General features: G+C 72.7%; 14 protein-coding genes. 7 read left to right on the plus strand and 7 right to left on the minus strand.

All coding sequences use genetic code 11. From position 1 onward, the window contains the following. Window position 1 precedes the first annotated feature (1 nt). The 4 genes from UW392_RS12725 to UW392_RS12740 all read right to left on the minus strand — a co-directional run bounded on the left by UW392_RS12725 (window position 2) and on the right by UW392_RS12740 (window position 4,735). A complete protein-coding gene (locus tag UW392_RS12725; RefSeq protein ID WP_320775043.1) occupies window positions 2-1,513 on the minus strand; it encodes an alpha-N-arabinofuranosidase in 1,512 nt (503 codons plus the stop codon). 68 nt (window positions 1,514-1,581) lie between these two features. Beyond that, window positions 1,582-2,442, minus strand: coding sequence for a carbohydrate ABC transporter permease (locus UW392_RS12730; protein WP_320775044.1), 861 nt, complete (start codon window positions 2,440-2,442; stop codon window positions 1,582-1,584). After that, a complete protein-coding gene (locus tag UW392_RS12735; protein WP_320775045.1) occupies window positions 2,439-3,380 on the minus strand; it encodes a sugar ABC transporter permease in 942 nt (313 codons plus the stop codon). The genes UW392_RS12730 and UW392_RS12735 overlap by 4 nt, the downstream gene beginning before the upstream one ends. Next, window positions 3,377-4,735 (minus strand): extracellular solute-binding protein, encoded by a 1,359-nt coding sequence (locus tag UW392_RS12740; protein WP_320775046.1) that lies wholly within the window; start codon window positions 4,733-4,735, stop codon window positions 3,377-3,379. The genes UW392_RS12735 and UW392_RS12740 overlap by 4 nt, the downstream gene beginning before the upstream one ends. 257 nt (window positions 4,736-4,992) lie before the next feature. On the opposite strand from UW392_RS12740, the gene UW392_RS12745 reads away from it, so the two are divergent. The 3 genes from UW392_RS12745 to UW392_RS12755 are packed head-to-tail and all read left to right on the plus strand — an operon-like array spanning window position 4,993 to window position 8,230. Then, window positions 4,993-5,595: a toxin-antitoxin system, toxin component family protein gene (locus UW392_RS12745; RefSeq protein ID WP_320775047.1), complete on the plus strand. Its 603-nt coding sequence runs from the start codon at window positions 4,993-4,995 to the stop codon at window positions 5,593-5,595. After that, window positions 5,592-6,830: an MAB_1171c family putative transporter gene (locus UW392_RS12750; protein WP_320775048.1), complete on the plus strand. Its 1,239-nt coding sequence runs from the start codon at window positions 5,592-5,594 to the stop codon at window positions 6,828-6,830. Before UW392_RS12745 ends, UW392_RS12750 begins: the two co-directional genes overlap by 4 nt. Then, window positions 6,827-8,230 (plus strand): pyridine nucleotide-disulfide oxidoreductase, encoded by a 1,404-nt coding sequence (locus UW392_RS12755; protein ID WP_320775049.1) that lies wholly within the window; start codon window positions 6,827-6,829, stop codon window positions 8,228-8,230. Before UW392_RS12750 ends, UW392_RS12755 begins: the two co-directional genes overlap by 4 nt. A gap of 27 nt (window positions 8,231-8,257) precedes the next feature. Here the strand turns inward: UW392_RS12755 and UW392_RS12760 are convergent, their stop codons facing one another. After that, window positions 8,258-9,112: an SMP-30/gluconolactonase/LRE family protein gene (locus UW392_RS12760; RefSeq protein ID WP_320775050.1), complete on the minus strand. Its 855-nt coding sequence runs from the start codon at window positions 9,110-9,112 to the stop codon at window positions 8,258-8,260. Next, complete coding sequence (locus UW392_RS12765) at window positions 9,109-9,882, minus strand: IclR family transcriptional regulator (RefSeq protein WP_320775051.1); 774 nt, start codon at window positions 9,880-9,882, stop codon at window positions 9,109-9,111. Before UW392_RS12765 ends, UW392_RS12760 begins: the two co-directional genes overlap by 4 nt. 141 nt (window positions 9,883-10,023) lie before the next feature. On the opposite strand from UW392_RS12765, the gene UW392_RS12770 reads away from it, so the two are divergent. Beyond that, window positions 10,024-10,689 (plus strand): hypothetical protein, encoded by a 666-nt coding sequence (locus UW392_RS12770; protein ID WP_320775052.1) that lies wholly within the window; start codon window positions 10,024-10,026, stop codon window positions 10,687-10,689. Here UW392_RS12770 and UW392_RS12775 read toward each other — a convergent pair. Continuing rightward, window positions 10,686-11,387, minus strand: coding sequence for a FadR/GntR family transcriptional regulator (locus UW392_RS12775; protein ID WP_320775053.1), 702 nt, complete (start codon window positions 11,385-11,387; stop codon window positions 10,686-10,688). The genes UW392_RS12770 and UW392_RS12775 overlap by 4 nt on opposite strands. A gap of 197 nt (window positions 11,388-11,584) precedes the next feature. Between UW392_RS12775 and UW392_RS12780 the strand changes: the two genes are divergently transcribed. The 3 genes from UW392_RS12780 to UW392_RS12790 all read left to right on the plus strand — a co-directional run. After that, window positions 11,585-13,009: an SLC13 family permease gene (locus UW392_RS12780; RefSeq protein ID WP_320775054.1), complete on the plus strand. Its 1,425-nt coding sequence runs from the start codon at window positions 11,585-11,587 to the stop codon at window positions 13,007-13,009. 22 nt (window positions 13,010-13,031) lie between these two features. Beyond that, window positions 13,032-14,489 (plus strand): acyl-CoA synthetase, encoded by a 1,458-nt coding sequence (locus tag UW392_RS12785; RefSeq protein WP_320775055.1) that lies wholly within the window; start codon window positions 13,032-13,034, stop codon window positions 14,487-14,489. Beyond that, window positions 14,482-15,047, plus strand: a 566-nt coding sequence (locus UW392_RS12790; protein ID WP_320775056.1) for a carboxyl transferase domain-containing protein, incomplete at its 3' end; no start/stop codon positions are given. The genes UW392_RS12785 and UW392_RS12790, both read left to right, overlap by 8 nt.

Below are 15,047 nucleotides of genomic sequence, written 5' to 3' on the forward strand. Positions count from 1 at the left end.
CTCACGCCAGCCGGATCACGTTCCAGGAGAGCGGTTCCAGTACGGCGGTGAGCGTGCCGTCCGTGAGGGTCGTGCCGTGCACCGGATGCGGCGCGACCCGCTCCGGCTCGGCCAGGGTGTTGCGGGCGTCGGGGTCGGCGTCCGCGAGGGCACTGTGCTCCACCACCCCGGTGAGGCCGAGACCGCCCAGGGCGACCTCCAGCGGCAGCGCCTCGGTGCGGGAGCGGTTGACGGCGAAGACGGTGACCGTGCCGTCCTCGGCGCGCACGGCGGTGGCGTGCAGCAGGTCCGTCTCGCCGTACTTCGCCGTCTCGTACGTCGGTGAGTCCACGCGGACGTCGAGGACTCGGCCCCGGCCGTACTTCGACGCGGCGGCGAACGGGAAGAACGTCGTCTGCCGCCATGCCGGGCCGCCCGGCTCCGTCATGATCGGGGCGATGACGTTGACGAGCTGCGCGAGGCAGGCGACGGTGACGCGGTCGGCGTGGCGGAGCAGGGCGATGAGGAGCGAGCCGAAGACGACGGCGTCGGTGACGCTGTAGCTGTCCTCCAGGAGGCGGGGTGCCTCGGGCCAGTCGAGCGGGTTCTCGGCGGCCTCCTTCTGGTGCTCCAGCATGTACCAGACGTTCCACTCGTCGAAGGAGAGGTTGATCTTCTTCTTCGACTTGAGGCGGGCGCCTATGTGGTCGCAGGTGGCGACGACGTTCTCGATGAACGACTCCATGTCCACGGCCGAGGCGAGGAAGGAGTCGACGTCGCCGTCGACGGGCTCGTAGTAGGCGTGCAGGGAGATGTGGTCGACGACGTCGTACGCCTCCTTGAGGACCGTCGCCTCCCACTCGGCGAAGGTCTCCATGGACTGGCCGGAGGAGCCGCAGGCGACGAGTTCGAGGTCCGGGTCGATCTGGCGCATGGCGCGGGCGGTCTCGGCGGCGAGGCGGCCATACTCCTCGGCGGTCTTGTGGCCCGTCTGCCAGGGGCCGTCCATCTCGTTGCCGAGGCACCACAGGCGGATGCCGAAGGGGTCCTTGTCGCCGTGCTCGACGCGGAGGTCGGACAGGGCGGTGCCGGAGGGGTGGTTGGCGTACTCCTGGAGTTCCAGGGCCTCGGCGACGCCGCGGGTGCCGAGGTTGACGGCCATCATCGGCTCGGCCTGCGGGCCGACCTTCTTCAGGAAGGCGATGTACTCGGAGAGGCCGAAACGGTTGGTCTCCGTGGAGCGCCAGGCCAGGTCGAGGCGGCGGGGGCGGTCCTCGGCCGGGCCCACCGAGTCCTCCCACTTGTAGCCGGAGACGAAGTTCCCGCCGGGATAGCGGACGGCGGTGACGCCGAGTTCCCTGACCAGGTCGAGGACGTCCTGGCGGAGGCCGGCCTCGTCCGCGGTGGGGTGGCCCGGCTCGTAGATGCCGGTGTACACGCAGCGGCCGAGGTGTTCGACGAAGCTGCCGAAAAGACGGGGGTTCACTTCGGCGATGGTGAAAGCCGGGTCGAGGGTGAAGCGGGCGGTGCGCATTGTTTCCTTTCGGGTGCCGGTGCGTTGTGGCTGGTCGCGCAGTTCCCCGCGCCCCTTGCGGGGCGCTGCTACTGGCCGGCGAGGCCCGTGTGGGCGACGCCCGCCACGATCTGGCGCTGGAAGAAGACGAAGACGACGATCAGGGGGAGGCCCGCCATCAGGCCGCCGGCCATGAGCTGGGCCCACTGGATGCCGTAGGAGTTCATGACGGTCGCGATGCCGTTCGGCATCGTCATCAGGTCGGGGTTGTTGGTCACCATGTAGGGCCACAGGAAGTTGTTCCACGAGCTGATGAAGGTGAAGATGCCGACCGCCGCGAGGGAGGGGCGGGAGAGCGGGAGGACGACGGTGAAGAAGACCCGCCAGCGGCCCGCGCCGTCGATGAACGCGGCCTCCTCCAGTTCGCGCGGGATGCCCTGGAAGAACTTGTAGAGGATGTAGACCATCGCGGCGGGCGCGCACTGCGGCAGGATCATGCCCCAGTACGTGTCGACCATGCCCATCTGCTGCACGGTGGTGAACAGCGGCACGCCCAGCACGGCCGGGGAGATCATGAGCCCGGCCATCACCACGCCCATCAGGACGCCCTTGCCGCGGAACTCGGTGCGGGCGAAGCCGTAGCCGGCGAGGGAGGCGACCAGCAGCACCACGGCCGTGACGCAGACGGAGACGACGACGGAGTTCACGAACCAGTTGGTGATGTTGCCGGTCTCGAAGAGCGCCTTCCACGCCTGGCCGGTCCACTCCGACGGCACCCAGTGCGTGGGCACCTCGACGGCCTCGGTCTCCGACTTCAGCGAGGTGAACAGCGCCCACAGGAGCGGGGAGAGGAGGGCCGCGGAGACCGCGGCGCCGAGGAGGGTGAGGATGAACTGGCTGGGCGTCCAGGCGCGGCGCCCCGTCGTGCGTGTCTCGGTGGCGGTGGTCATCGGCCGCCCTCCTCACGGTTGCGCAGCAGCCACATCCGCGCGAGGGCGACGGCCGCGATGAGCACGAAGAAGATGATGGAGATGGCGGAGGCGTAGCCCACGCGGTAGCTGGTGAAGCCCTGTTCGAGGGTGTACTGCACGAGGGCGCGGGTGGAGTCCTCCGGGCCGGTGGTGAAGTCGGTCATGACGACGGCCTGGTCGAAGACCTGGAGCGAGGCGAGGATCTGCAGGGCGATGACGAGGCCGGTGATGTTGCGGAGCATCGGCAGCGTGATGTGGACCATGCGGTGCCAGGCGTTGGCGCCGTCGAGCTTCGCGGCCTCGTAGAGGTGGGCGGGGATGCCCTGGAGGGCGGCGAGGTAGAGCAGGAAGCTGAAGCCGACGGTCCACCACACGGTGCAGACGACGACGGCGAGCAGGGCGTAGGACTTGTCGGTGAGCCAGGGCGTCTCGATGCCGAAGACGTGGTTGATCATGCCGTTGCCGGGGTTGAACAGCCACTGCCAGAGGTTGCCGGCGACGGTGGACGGCAGCAGGAACGGCAGGAAGAAGCAGAGCCGCCAGAGCCACTTGCCGCGCTCGATGTGGTGGGCGAGCATCGCCAGCAGGAAGGCGAGGACGGTGAGGGACGGCACCACGAGCAGGGTGAAGAAGGCGCTGCGGCCGAGCGCGTCCCACATCAGCTGGTCGTCGAGGGCCTCGCGGTAGTTGTCGAGGCCGATGAAGTTCGCGCCGTCGCCGGAGATGTTGGCGTCGGTGAGGCTGAGCCAGACGCCGCGCAGCAGCGGCCAGATCACGAAGAGGACGAACAGGGCGAGGAAGGGGGCCACGAACCAGCCGCCGTGCTGGAAGCCCTGCTTCCGGCGGACGGACGCGCTGCTCGCGGCGGCCTTCGTGCGGGCCGGGCGCAGGACGGTCTCCGCGCTGGTCGTCGTCATGCGGCTCCACCTCCCTCGGCGGCCGTCCGGCCGTCCATGGGGTTCTTGGCGGCGAGCAGTGTGGCGAGGGTGCTCTTCATGGTCCGGGCGGCGGCGTCGGGCCCCGCCGAGCCGGTCGTCGCGGAGACGACGACGGGGCCGACGCGCTGGGCGAGGATGCCGGTGGACCCGGCGAACCACACCTTGGGTTCGGTGGCCTGGTGGTCCATGGCCGTGACGTACTCGTTCTGCGGCTGGAGCTTCTGGTACGCCGGTGAGGACAGGGTGGGGGTGTAGGCGGGGATGTGTCCGCCGGCGGCCCACTGCTGGGCGTGTTTGACGACGTAGGCGGCGAGGCGGTGGGCGCCCTCGTTGGTGTCGCCGCCGCGGCCGGACTGGTGCGGCAGGACGAAGGAGTGCGACTCGGCGTGGGTGGCCGCACGGCCGAAGACGGGCGGGAGCGGGACGGCGCCGTACTCGACCTTGGCGGTGTCGAAGACGGGGACGGACCAGTTGCCCTCCCAGCAGAAGGGGGCGCCGTTGACGAACTGCTCGGCGCCGGCGGTGCCGCCGTAGCCGGGGTTGGCGTAGCCGTCGGTGAGGTGGCGGCGGAGGAACTCCAGGACCTGGGTGGCCTTGTCGGTGTCGAAGGTGACCTCGGTGTCGGTGTCGTCGAACCAGGTGCCGCCGAGCTGGGTGTAGAAGGCGACGAAGAACCACCACTGGAAGTTCTGGTCGCTGTGCCACAGGCCGATGGTCTGGAGCCCCTTGCCGGTGGCGGCCTTGGCCTCCTTGAGGACGTCGAACCACTCGTCGACGGAGGTGACCGGCACCATGTGGCCGTCGGCGCCGAGCAGGCCCGCCTTCTTCAGTACGTCCTTGCGGTAGAAGCAGAGCTGGACGTGGATGTCGAGGGGGAGGGCGTAGAGCTTGCCGTCGATGACGGCGCGTTTCCACAGGTCGGGGTTGAAGTCCTGCTCGCGGACGCCGTACTCGGCGAGGAGGTCCATGTCCCAGGGGTCCAGGAGGCGGCCCGGGGAGAAGCCGGTGACCCGGCCGAGGTGCATGACGCCGAGGTCGGGCGCGCGGTTGCCGGCCGCGGCCATGGCGAGCTTGGTGTAGAAGGGGCTGCCCCACTGGAGGGTCGAGTCCTTCACGTCGATGCCGGGGTTGTCCTCGCGGAAGGAGTCCAGCATCGCGATCATGTTGTAGCCGTCGCCGCCGCTGAAGAGGTTCCAGTACCGCACCCGGGTGTCCGCGCCGGAGGCGAGCGCGTCGGCTCCGGTCCCGAGCGCCGCGAAGCCGAAGCTTCCGGCGACCGTCAGCCCGCCGAAGGCGGCGAGCAGTTGCCTGCGATCCAGGCCAGGTCGTCCCATGCCCTGCCCCATCTGTTCGATGAATTGCGTGCGCGGCACAGCCCGGAACGCTCACGGGAGTGTTCGATATCTCGGATGCCGCCCGTAACTTCGAACGGAAGGTAAGGTCATGCGTGGAACGCGTCAATGGGTTGCGCAAGAAAAAGGGCAGCGACGATCGTTGAGCGATGGACGAACGGTCGGGCGAACACCTGACGCGGCATGATGCGGACGCGTACGCTCGGACCCTTCCGGACAGCCGGTGAGGAAGGGAAACGATGGACGTCGCCGGAGTGCGCAGGCAGGTGGCGCGGGCCGCCGCGACGCTCGGACGCTCACGGAACCGGTCCGCCCGTCGGCTGGCCACCGGACTCGCCGCCGGGCTGCGGGCCAGACCGCACCCGCCCCGTGACGTGCGCGCCCTCTGCCGGGCACTGTGCGAGGAGATGTCAGCCCGCCGCGGTGGACGCCCCGTCGTGCTGCGCTTCGAGTGCTTCCCCGACGAACTGGAGGTGACCGGGCTGTGGGTGGAGTTCCACGACCACGACCTGGTCATCGTCGAGCGGCGGGCCGAAGAGGTGCAGCAACTGGTGATCCTCGGTCATGAGTTGTGGCACATCCACGCCGGACACCGGCACCACCGCGCGGCCGGCCGGGCGGCGGCCCGTGCCCTCACCGGCACGTCGGACTGGCGTGACTCCGCCGTCGCCGTCGCCACGCGCAACGGCTCACGCGCGGCCGACGAGGCCGATGCCGACGCCTTCGGGTACCGGCTGGCCTCCGTGTTCCGGCACTGTCTGACCAGCGACGCCCTCGACCCGCCACCCGGACCTCTGCAGCGGTCCCTGGGCTACCTCGGCAGAGGAAGCGGGAAGCTGTGACGTCCGTGCCCCTGGCACTGGACGTCTCCGACACCGTCGGCGGCATCTCCGTGCTCTTCTGGCTGCCGATCGTGGCCCTCGCCGTCGCCCTGGCGCTGAAGCTGCCCAGCCTCGTACGGATGTGGCGCGACCCGATGCTGCGGGCCGTGGGCACGCTGCTCCTCTTCGCCTGTGCCGTCTTCGTCTTCGCGTCGCCGTCGGTCATCGGCTGGACCAACCGCGTCACCGGCGTCCCCAATGTCGCCGCCCCGCTGGTGTACTCCCTGCTCACCGCGTTGTGCGCGTCCTGGCTGCTGCTGATCGTGGCTTGGCGCAACGGCCTGTCGGAACGCTCGGCCGCCACCCGCCGCGCGGTGCGCCGGGTCGTCCTGGTCTACGCGTCGGTGGTCGCCGCCCTGTGGATGCTCTTCCTGTTCGCGGACGTCCCCGTCGAACGCCGCCGCGACCTGGACACCTACTACGCCACCACCCCGTTCATGCGCGAGCAGATCCTGCTCTACCTCTGCGCCCACACGGTGGCCTGCTCGGTCACCGCGTGGCTGATCTGGAACTGGGTGCGCACCGACGGCCTCGACGCGTGGCTCCGCTGGGGACTGCGGCTGCTGGGCATCGGCTACGCGTCCAACCTGCTGTTCGGCGCGGCGAAGCTCACCGCCGTCACCGCCCGCCTGACCGGACACGACCTCGACGGGCTGAGCACCGACCTGGCGCCGACGGCCGCGTCCGTGTCGGCCACGCTCGTCGCGGTGGGCTTCATCCTGCCGCACGCCGGACAGTACCTCCAGGAACGGCAGCGACTGCGGCTCGGACACCGGGCTCTGCGCCCCCTGTACCTGCTGCTGCGGGAGAAATGCGGGGGCGGCGTGCGCTTCACCCCCTGGTCCACGGCCGAGATGCGCCTGCTGCGCCGCGAGACGTTCGTCCGGGACTCCCTGCTTCAGCTCTCCCGGTATCTGGACGAGCGGCTGCGCGAACGGTCCTACGCCGCGGCCCTGCGTCTCGGCCACCCCCCGGACCGGGCCAGGTCCCTGGCCGCCGCCGTCATGGTTCTGGAAGCCGTCGCCGCCCGGAAACGGTCCCCGGAGACCGGCAGCGGCGACACACCTTCCGCGTCGGAGACCGCCTACCTGTTGCAGGAAGTGCGGGCCGTGTCCCGCGCCCTCGGCGACCGACCGGGGCTCGCGGCGGTCCACGCCCGAGCGACCCGTTCCGGCAGAAAGAACGTTGCCGCATGACACCAAGCACCCCTCTCCTCAGAACAGCCGTCGTCCTGGGGGGATCCCACACCGGCATGCTCGCGGCGCGGGCCCTGTCCACGGCCGTCGAACGCGTGGTCGTCGTGGAGCGCGACGCCCTGCCCGTCGGACCGGCGCCCCGCCGGGGCCTGCCGCAGGCCCGCCACGCCCACATGCTGTGGTCGGGCGGAGTACGGGCCGTCGAACGTCTGCTGCCGGGCGTCACCCGCGTCCTGCGGACCGCTGGGGCCAACCGGGTGCCGGTCACCGCCGACATGGTGGTGATGGGGCCGCGCGGCTGGTTCCGACGCTGGCCCGAGTCCCACCATGTGATCCTGGCCGGGCGCGACCTGCTGGACGCGACGATCCGCGCCCAGGTTCTCGCCGACCGGCGGATCGAACTCATCGACCGGGCCGAGGCGGTCGCGCTCACCGGAACGGCCGCCACGGTCACCGGCGTCCGCATCCGCCCCGCGCGGGGACCCGAGAGGAGCCTCCGGGCGAGTCTGGTCGTCGACGCCACGGGCCGCGGCTCACGGGCCGCGCAGTGGCTGGCCCGGCTCGGCCTGCCCCGCCCGGAGCAACGCGAGGTGGACCCGGGCCTCGCGTACGCCAGCCGGCTCTTCCTCGCCCCCGAGGCGGCCCGCGGGCGCTTCCCCGTCGTCAATGTGCAGCCCGACCCCCGCGACCGCGGACCCGGCCGGGCCGGCTTCCTGCTGCCCGTCGAGGACGGCCGGTGGATCGTCACCCTGTCCGGCACCCGCGGTGGCCGGCCCTCCCCGGCCGAGGAGGACTTCGTCCGGTTCGCCCGCGAGGAACTGCGGCACCCGATCATCGGCGAGCTGATCGAGCGCGCCACGCCGCTGAGCGGAGTGGCGTACACCCGGTCCACCGCCAACCGCCGCAGCTTCTACGAGCGCATGCCGGCCTGGCCGGAGGGGTTCGCCGTGCTGGGCGACGCGCTCGCCGCGTTCAACCCGCTCTACGGGCACGGCATGACCGTGGGCGCATACGGCGCGGTGGCGCTGCGGGACACCGTCCACCGGCACGGGTGGGACACGCCCGGACTGGCGCGGCGGATCCAGCGCGCCGTGGCGCGTCGGGCCGGAGCCGCCTGGAACCTGGCCGTCGGCCAGGACGTGTTCTACCCGGGGGCCACCGAGGGCGGCCCCACCCCCGGCGACCGGCTGCTCGCCGGATACGTCGACCGGCTCATGCTCACCGCCACCGGCAACGGGCGCATCGCCCGCCGGGTGACCGACGTGACCTCGATGGAGCGGGGTACCGCCGTGCTGCTGGAACCGGCCGTGCTGCTGGCAGCGGTGGCGGGCCCGCTGAAACCGCCGCTCGACGGTCCGCCGCTGAGCGCCGCGGAGCGTGGGGCGGCGGGGCTGCCGTAGCGGCGGGCCCCGCCCGGGGACGCGGGGTCAGCCGGCGAACGCCGGCTGCGGCAGGCCCTTGCCCGCTCCCGGGAGGACCAGGACCGAACCCGCCAGCGGGTGCGGGGCGGTGAGGCCGGTGCGGGCCGTCGTGAGGTACAGGTCGGTGAGGTCCGCGCCGCCGAACGCGCAGGCCGTCACGCGCGGCACCGGCAGGTCGACCACCCGGTCCAGGCGGCCGTCGGGGGTGTACCGGCGGACCGCCGACCCGTCCCACAGCGCCACCCACACGCAGCCGTCCGCGTCGACGGTGAGACCGTCGGGCAGCCCGGCGCCCTCCTCGACGGTGGCCAGCGGGCGGCGGCCGGAGACCTCACCCGTGCCGGCGTCGTAGGTGAAGACGTCGATACGGCGGGTCGGGGTGTCGATGTAGTACATGAGCCGGCCGTCGGGGCTCCAGCCGGTGCCGTTGCTGACCGTCACGTCGTCCAGGACGGTGGTGACCGTGCCGTCGCCGGTGACACGGGAGAGCGTGCCGCCGCCCCGCGCCTCGTCGTAGCGCATGGTGCCGGTCCAGAGCGAGCCGTCGGGGGCGACGGCGGCGTCGTTGGCGCGGCGGCCCGGCACGGCCTCGCGGTGCAGGACGCGCAGGCGGCCGTCCGGGTCGAGGAGGGCGACGCCGTCCCGCAGGTTGAGGACGAGTCCGCCGCCGGCCCGCGGCTTGGCGGCGCCGACGTGCTGCTCGGTGGTGCGCACGGCCCGGCGCCCGGTCGCCGGGTCGTAGGTGTGCACCCGGCAGCCGAGGATGTCGACCCAGATCAGGTGCCCGGCGGCCGGGTCCCAGGTGGGGCCCTCCCCCAGTTCCGCCTCCGCCCGTACCGCCAGGTCCACTGCGTACGTCATGCCGCGCTCCGGTATCCGAGGTGTTCCGACAGGTCGGCCGCGCCCTTGGCGGCGAGTTGTTCCAGTTCCGTCCGGCGCTCGTCGCTCCAGCGGATCATGGGGACGGAGATCGAGAGGGCCGCCACGACGCGGCCGGTGCGGTCGCGGACCGGGGCGGCCACGCAGCTCACGTCCGGGTTGGACTCGCGGCTCTCCACCGCGATGCCCCGCTCCCGGATCTCCGTCAGCGCCTCGCGCAGGCGGCCGGGGTCGGTGATGCTGTTCGGGGTCATCGCGGCCAGCTCGGCGTTGTCCGGCAGCCGGGCCGCCAGCTCCGTCTCCGGGAGCGAGGCCAGCAGCATCTTGCCGACCGACGTGCAGTGCGCGGGCAGCCGGCGGCCCGCCGCCGACACCATGCGCACCGCGTGCGTGGAGTCGACCTTCGCGATGTAGATGACGTCGGTGTCCTCCAGGATCGCCACGTGCACCGTCTCGTCGCAGGTCTCGGCGACGGTACGGGCGACCTGCTGGCCCTCGGCCGCGAGGTCGAGGTGCTCGGCGTAGCGGGCCCCGAGCTGGTAGGGGCGTACGCCGAGCCGGTAGCGTCCGGGCTGGCCCGGTACGGGGACGATGTACTTCCGGGCGGCGAGCGTGGTGACCAGCTCGTGCACGGTTGTGCGCGGCAGCTGGAGCCTGCGCACGATGTCGGGGGCGGAGAGTGTGCCGTCCCCGTCGAGGAAAAGTTCGAGGATGTCGAGAGCCCTGGTCACAGCTGGTACGAGGCGTCCCATGTCCGGCTCCCCCTCTCTGGTGTCTCGGCGCCGTGTTCGAGATTTCAACAGGCGATCGGCATGACGAACAGAGGCTATCCAGACCGTCTTCCGCAGGCAACGGTCCGGCGTCCCCGCGTCGCGGTGCGCGACGATGGCCGTATGCCGTCCGCACCGCGCCCCTTCACCCCCGTCGACTTCCAACTGGTCCTCCTGCGCCGCATGGCCGACCACAACCCGGCCCTGGTCGACGAGGCCCGCCGCACCCTGGGCGCCTCGCTCACGGAGCTGCGGGAGGCGAACAAGCGCTGGCAGGCGATGGTCCGTTCACCGCGTGCCCGCTCGGCGGCGGCCCGGTACCGGTCGCTCCTGGGCGAGCCCGAGACGGTCACGGCCCGCCGTGTCGGCGACCTGGAGTGCGAGGCCCGCGCCTGGCCGCTCCCCCTCTGGCCGGACCTCCGCTTCGAGATCCTGGTCGCCACGGACGGCACGGTCTGGAACGAGTGGCTGGTCCGCGCCCCGGGCAGCCCGGCTCCACGGCTGCGCACCCTCTCCGACCTGACCCCCTGGTCCTGCACGGTCGACGAGGCGGCCCGCGCCTTCGCCCCCGCCCGCCCCCTCCAGGGCTCGGCCCCCACCCGCTGGGGGCTGCGCTTCGACGCCCCGGCCACCACCGGCGAACTCCACACGGTCACCGCCGAGTTCACCTGGGGCCTGCTGCAGAGAACCGCCGTGAATCAGCGCCCCGAAGGGGCGCGGGGAACGGCGCGACCAGCCACAAACAACCCGCACCCGACCGACGAGGTCCAGACGACCGACGAGGTCTAATCCCCCGGCTCCCAGTCGAGCAACCGCACCTTCGCCACCGTACGGACATGCCGCCGCATCGCCGATGCGGCCCGCCGGGGCTCGCCGTCCGCGATCGCGTCGAGAATGGCCCGGTGCTGGGCCAACGACCGCCCCGGCCGTCCCGGCTGCCGCAGCGACTCCGTCCGGCTCTCGGCGATCTGCTCGCCGATCGACCGCATGAACTCCGCGAGCAGCGAACTGTGCGCCGCCGCCGTCACCGCCGCGTGGAAGAGCCGGTCCCCCTCGATGCCGTGGCGGCCCGCCGCGATCTCCTCGGTCATCACGTCGAGCGCGGCCCGCATCGCGGCGACGTCGTCCTCCGTGCGGCGCTCGGCGGCCAGTTCGGCGAGTTTGGTCTCCAGCGCCTCGCGGGCCTCCAGGACGTCCGGCAGACGCCGCCGGCGTTCGACCATCTCCTCGACGGGCTCGACGTCGAGGCTGTCGCGGACGAGGTACGTGCCGCCGCCGTGCCGCGCCTCGACCAGGCCCTGGACCTCCAGGACGACGATCGCCTGCTTGACGGAGGCCCGGCTCACGCCGAGCCGCTGGGCGAGGTCCCGTTCGGGCGGAAGGCGGTCGCCGGCCCGCAGGCCGCCCTCGGTGACGTACTGCCGCAGCCGGTCGAGCACCTGCTCGTACAGGCGCTGCCGGGGCATCGGGCGCAGGGCGTCGCTCACGTCTTCCCCCTCTCCGTCGGAGATTAACACCGGGGCGGCGACCGACGGTGAACTGGCCGAGTGGATGAGCCAATCCGTGCGCGACCCCTTGACGGGCACGGGCAGCGGGATCACGCTGACCGGGCCCGTCCCCCACGCCGAGTGGCTCAGCCACTCAGCCAGTCGGCCAGCCGTACCCGCCCACGTCGGGAGCCCGCATGTCCCCCGAACTCGTCTCGATCCTCGTCCTCGTGGTGGTGTTCACCATCGCCACCACCCGTTCCGTCAACATGGGCGCCCTCGCCTTCGCCGCCGCCTTCGGGGTCGGCACCCTCGTCGCGGACCTCGACGCCGACGGCATCTTCGCCGGGTTCCCCGGTGATCTCTTCGTCGTCCTCGTCGGGGTGACGTACCTGTTCGCCATCGCCCGCGCCAACGGCACCACCGACTGGCTGGTGCACGCCTCGGTGCGGCTGGTGCGCGGGCGGGTGGCGCTGATCCCCTGGGTGATGTTCGCGCTGACCGGCGCGCTCACGGCGATCGGCGCGGTCTCCCCGGCGGCGGTCGCGATCGTCGCGCCGATCGCGCTGAGCTTCGCCACCCGGTACAAGATCAGTCCGCTGCTGATGGGCACGATGGTGGTGCACGGCGCCCAGGCGGGCGGCTTCTCCCCGATCAGCATCTACGGGTCCATCGTCAACGGCATCGTCGAGCGCGAGAAGCTGCCGGGCAGCGAGATCGGGCTGTTCCTCGCCTCGCTGATCGCCAACCTGGTCATCGCGGCGGTGGTGTTCGTGGTGTGCGGCGGGCGGAAACTGTGGGCGGCGGGCGCGGTGGACCCGGCGGACGCGGTGGACCCGGCGGGGAGCGGCGACTCCGGGCGCGCGTCGGGCCCCTGGGCCGCCTCGGGCCCCGGGGCCGCCTCCGGACCCGGGGTCGCCTCGGGACCCGGGGCCGTGGAGGGCACGGGAGGCGGCGGTGCCGCCCGCCCCGCCCCCACCGCCGTCGCCGTACGCGGCGAGGAGACCGGCGGGGCCACCGCCACCGTCCTCACCCCGCCGCGCGTCGCCACCCTCGCCGCGCTCCTCGCCCTCGTCGTCGCCGTCCTCGGCTTCGACCTGGACGCGGGTCTGACCGCCGTGACGCTCGCGGTGCTGCTGAGCGCCGTCTGGCCCGAGGACAGCCGCCGGGCCGTCACCGAGATCGCCTGGTCCACCGTCCTGCTGATCTGCGGTGTCCTCACCTACGTCGGTGTCCTGCAGGAGATGGGCACCATCACCTGGGCGGGCGAGGGCGTCGGCTCCATCGGCGTCCCGCTGCTCGCCGCCCTGCTGCTCTGCTACATCGGCGCGCTGGTGTCGGCGTTCGCCTCCTCGGTGGGGATCATGGGGGCGTTGATCCCGCTGGCCGTGCCGTTCCTCGCGCAGGGTGAGATCGGCGCGGTCGGGATGGTCGCAGCGCTCGCGGTGTCGGCGACGGTCGTGGACGTGAGCCCGTTCTCCACCAACGGCGCGCTGGTGCTGGCGGCGGCACCGGACGTCGACCGGGACCGTTTCTTCCGGCAGCTGATGGTGTACGGAGGGATCGTGGTGGCGGTCGTACCGGCCCTGGTGTGGCTGGTGCTGGTCGTGCCCAACTCATAAGCGGAACGAAGGAGCAGCACGCGTGTCCTCACTCTTCCCGGCCCTGACCGACGCCCCGGACCACACCCCGGACGACCGGCCCGCCCTCCGCTTCGGCGCACGTTCCCTCAGCTACGCCGAACTGGCCTCGGCGGCCGGTGCCACGGCGCACCGGGTCCGGGGGGCCGGCCGGGTGGCCGTCTGGGCGACACCGGAGCTGGAGACGGCCGTGGCCGTGGTGGCCGCGCTGCTCGCCGGGGTGCCCGCCGTGCCGCTCAACCCGAAGTCCGGCGAGAAGGAGCTGCGGCACATCCTCACCGACAGTGCCCCGGCGCTGCTCCTCGCCGCTCCCGGCGACGACCTGCCCGCGCCGCTCGCCGGGCTGCCCCGGGTCGACGTGGACGTGGCGGCCACGGGCGCCGTGCCCGAGGACCGGTCGGCCGACGGCGATCCCGCGCTGGTCGTCTACACCTCCGGCACCACCGGCCCGCCCAAGGGCGCGGTCCTCCCGCGCCGGGCCCTCGCCGCCACCCTGGACGCGCTCGCCGACGCCTGGGGCTGGACCGGCGAGGACGTGCTGGTGCACGGGCTGCCGCTGTTCCACGTGCACGGCCTGGTGCTCGGCACCCTCGGCCCGCTGCGGCGCGGCGGCGCGGTGCGCCACCTCGGGCGGTTCTCCACCGAGGGCGTCGCGCGGGAGCTGAACGCCGGCGCGACCATGCTCTTCGGCGTGCCGACGATGTACCACCGGATCGCGGAGGCGCTCCCCGCCGAGCCGGAACTGGCCGAGGCGCTGGCCGGGGCGCGGCTGCTGGTCTCCGGTTCCGCCGCGCTGCCCGTCCACGACCACGAGCGGATCGCCGCCGCCACCGGACGCCGGGTGATCGAGCGGTACGGGATGACGGAGACGCTGATGAACACGAGCGTCCGTGCCGACGGCGAGGCCCGCGCCGGGACGGTGGGCGTACCGCTGCCCGGGGTGGAGCTGCGGCTCGTGGAGGAGGACGGCTCCGAGGTGGCCGCCCGCGACGGTGAGAGCGTCGGCGAGATCCAGGTGCGCGGTGCCCACCTGTTCACCGAGTACCTCAACCGGCCCGACGCGACCGCCGGTGCCTTCACCGCCGACGGGTTCTTCCGCACCGGCGACATGGCGGTCCGCGACCCCGACGGCTATGTCCGCATCGTCGGCCGCAAGGCCACCGACCTGATCAAGAGCGGCGGGTACAAGATCGGCGCCGGGGAGATCGAGAACGCGCTGCTCGAACACCCGGCGGTGAAGGAGGCGGCCGTCACGGGCGAGCCCGACGCTGACCTGGGCGAGCGGATCGTGGCCTGGGTGGTGCCGGCCGACCCGCACTCCCCGCCCGGCCTGCCGGAGCTGGCCGACCACGTCGCCGCCCGTCTCGCCCCGCACAAGCGGCCCCGGGTGCTGCGCCACCTCGACGCGCTGCCCCGCAACGACATGGGGAAGATCATGAAGCGGTCGCTGAGCCATGGCTGAGGCGGTCCCGCCGGGCGGCCGGCCCGTACGGCTCTCCGCCCGCGACGCCCTCGCCCTCGTCACCGACGACTTCGCCGAACTCCCGTATCCGGCACGGGATTCGGAGCCCGACGGCCCGCTCGGCTGGCAGGGGTACGACGACGCCCGTGCCCGCGCCGCCGGGCGGACCGGCGAGTCGGAGTCCGTCGTCTGCGGCACCGGCCGCGTCGAGGGCACCCCCGCCGTGCTGATCGCCTTCGAGTTCGGCTTCCTCGGCGGCTCGCTGGGACAGCGCACCGGGGACCGCCTTGAGGCGGCGTACGAGCACGCCCGTGCCCATCGGCTGCCGGTCGTCCCGCTCGTCGCCACCGGCGGCAGCCGGATGCAGGAGGGCATGCTCGCGCTGACCCAGCTCCAGCGGGTGGCCCGGCAGTCGGCGCTGACCCGGGCGGCCGGGCTGGCGCAGATCGCCGTCCTGCGGGACCCGGTCACCGGGGGCGGCTGGGCGACGCTCGGCGGCGGCGCGGACGTGGTGCTGGCGCTGCCGGGCGCGCAGGTCGGGTTCGCCGGGTCCCGGGT

It is taken from the genome of Streptomyces sp. CRN 30, assembly GCF_034105845.1.

Bases quoted from the DNA above. Each gene is read 5' to 3' on its own strand.
- UW392_RS12725 (WP_320775043.1), bottom strand. From the start codon at position 1,513: ATGCGCACCGCCCGCTTCACCCTCGACCCGGCTTTCACCATCGCCGAA.
- UW392_RS12730 (WP_320775044.1), bottom strand. From the start codon at position 2,442: ATGACCACCGCCACCGAGACACGCACGACGGGGCGCCGCGCCTGGACG.
- UW392_RS12735 (WP_320775045.1), bottom strand. From the start codon at position 3,380: ATGACGACGACCAGCGCGGAGACCGTCCTGCGCCCGGCCCGCACGAAG.
- UW392_RS12740 (WP_320775046.1), bottom strand. From the start codon at position 4,735: ATGGGACGACCTGGCCTGGATCGCAGGCAACTGCTCGCCGCCTTCGGC.
- UW392_RS12745 (WP_320775047.1), top strand. From the start codon at position 4,993: ATGGACGTCGCCGGAGTGCGCAGGCAGGTGGCGCGGGCCGCCGCGACG.
- UW392_RS12755 (WP_320775049.1), top strand. From the start codon at position 6,827: ATGACACCAAGCACCCCTCTCCTCAGAACAGCCGTCGTCCTGGGGGGA.
- UW392_RS12760 (WP_320775050.1), bottom strand. From the start codon at position 9,112: ATGACGTACGCAGTGGACCTGGCGGTACGGGCGGAGGCGGAACTGGGG.
- UW392_RS12765 (WP_320775051.1), bottom strand. From the start codon at position 9,882: ATGGGACGCCTCGTACCAGCTGTGACCAGGGCTCTCGACATCCTCGAA.
- UW392_RS12770 (WP_320775052.1), top strand. From the start codon at position 10,024: ATGCCGTCCGCACCGCGCCCCTTCACCCCCGTCGACTTCCAACTGGTC.
- UW392_RS12780 (WP_320775054.1), top strand. From the start codon at position 11,585: ATGTCCCCCGAACTCGTCTCGATCCTCGTCCTCGTGGTGGTGTTCACC.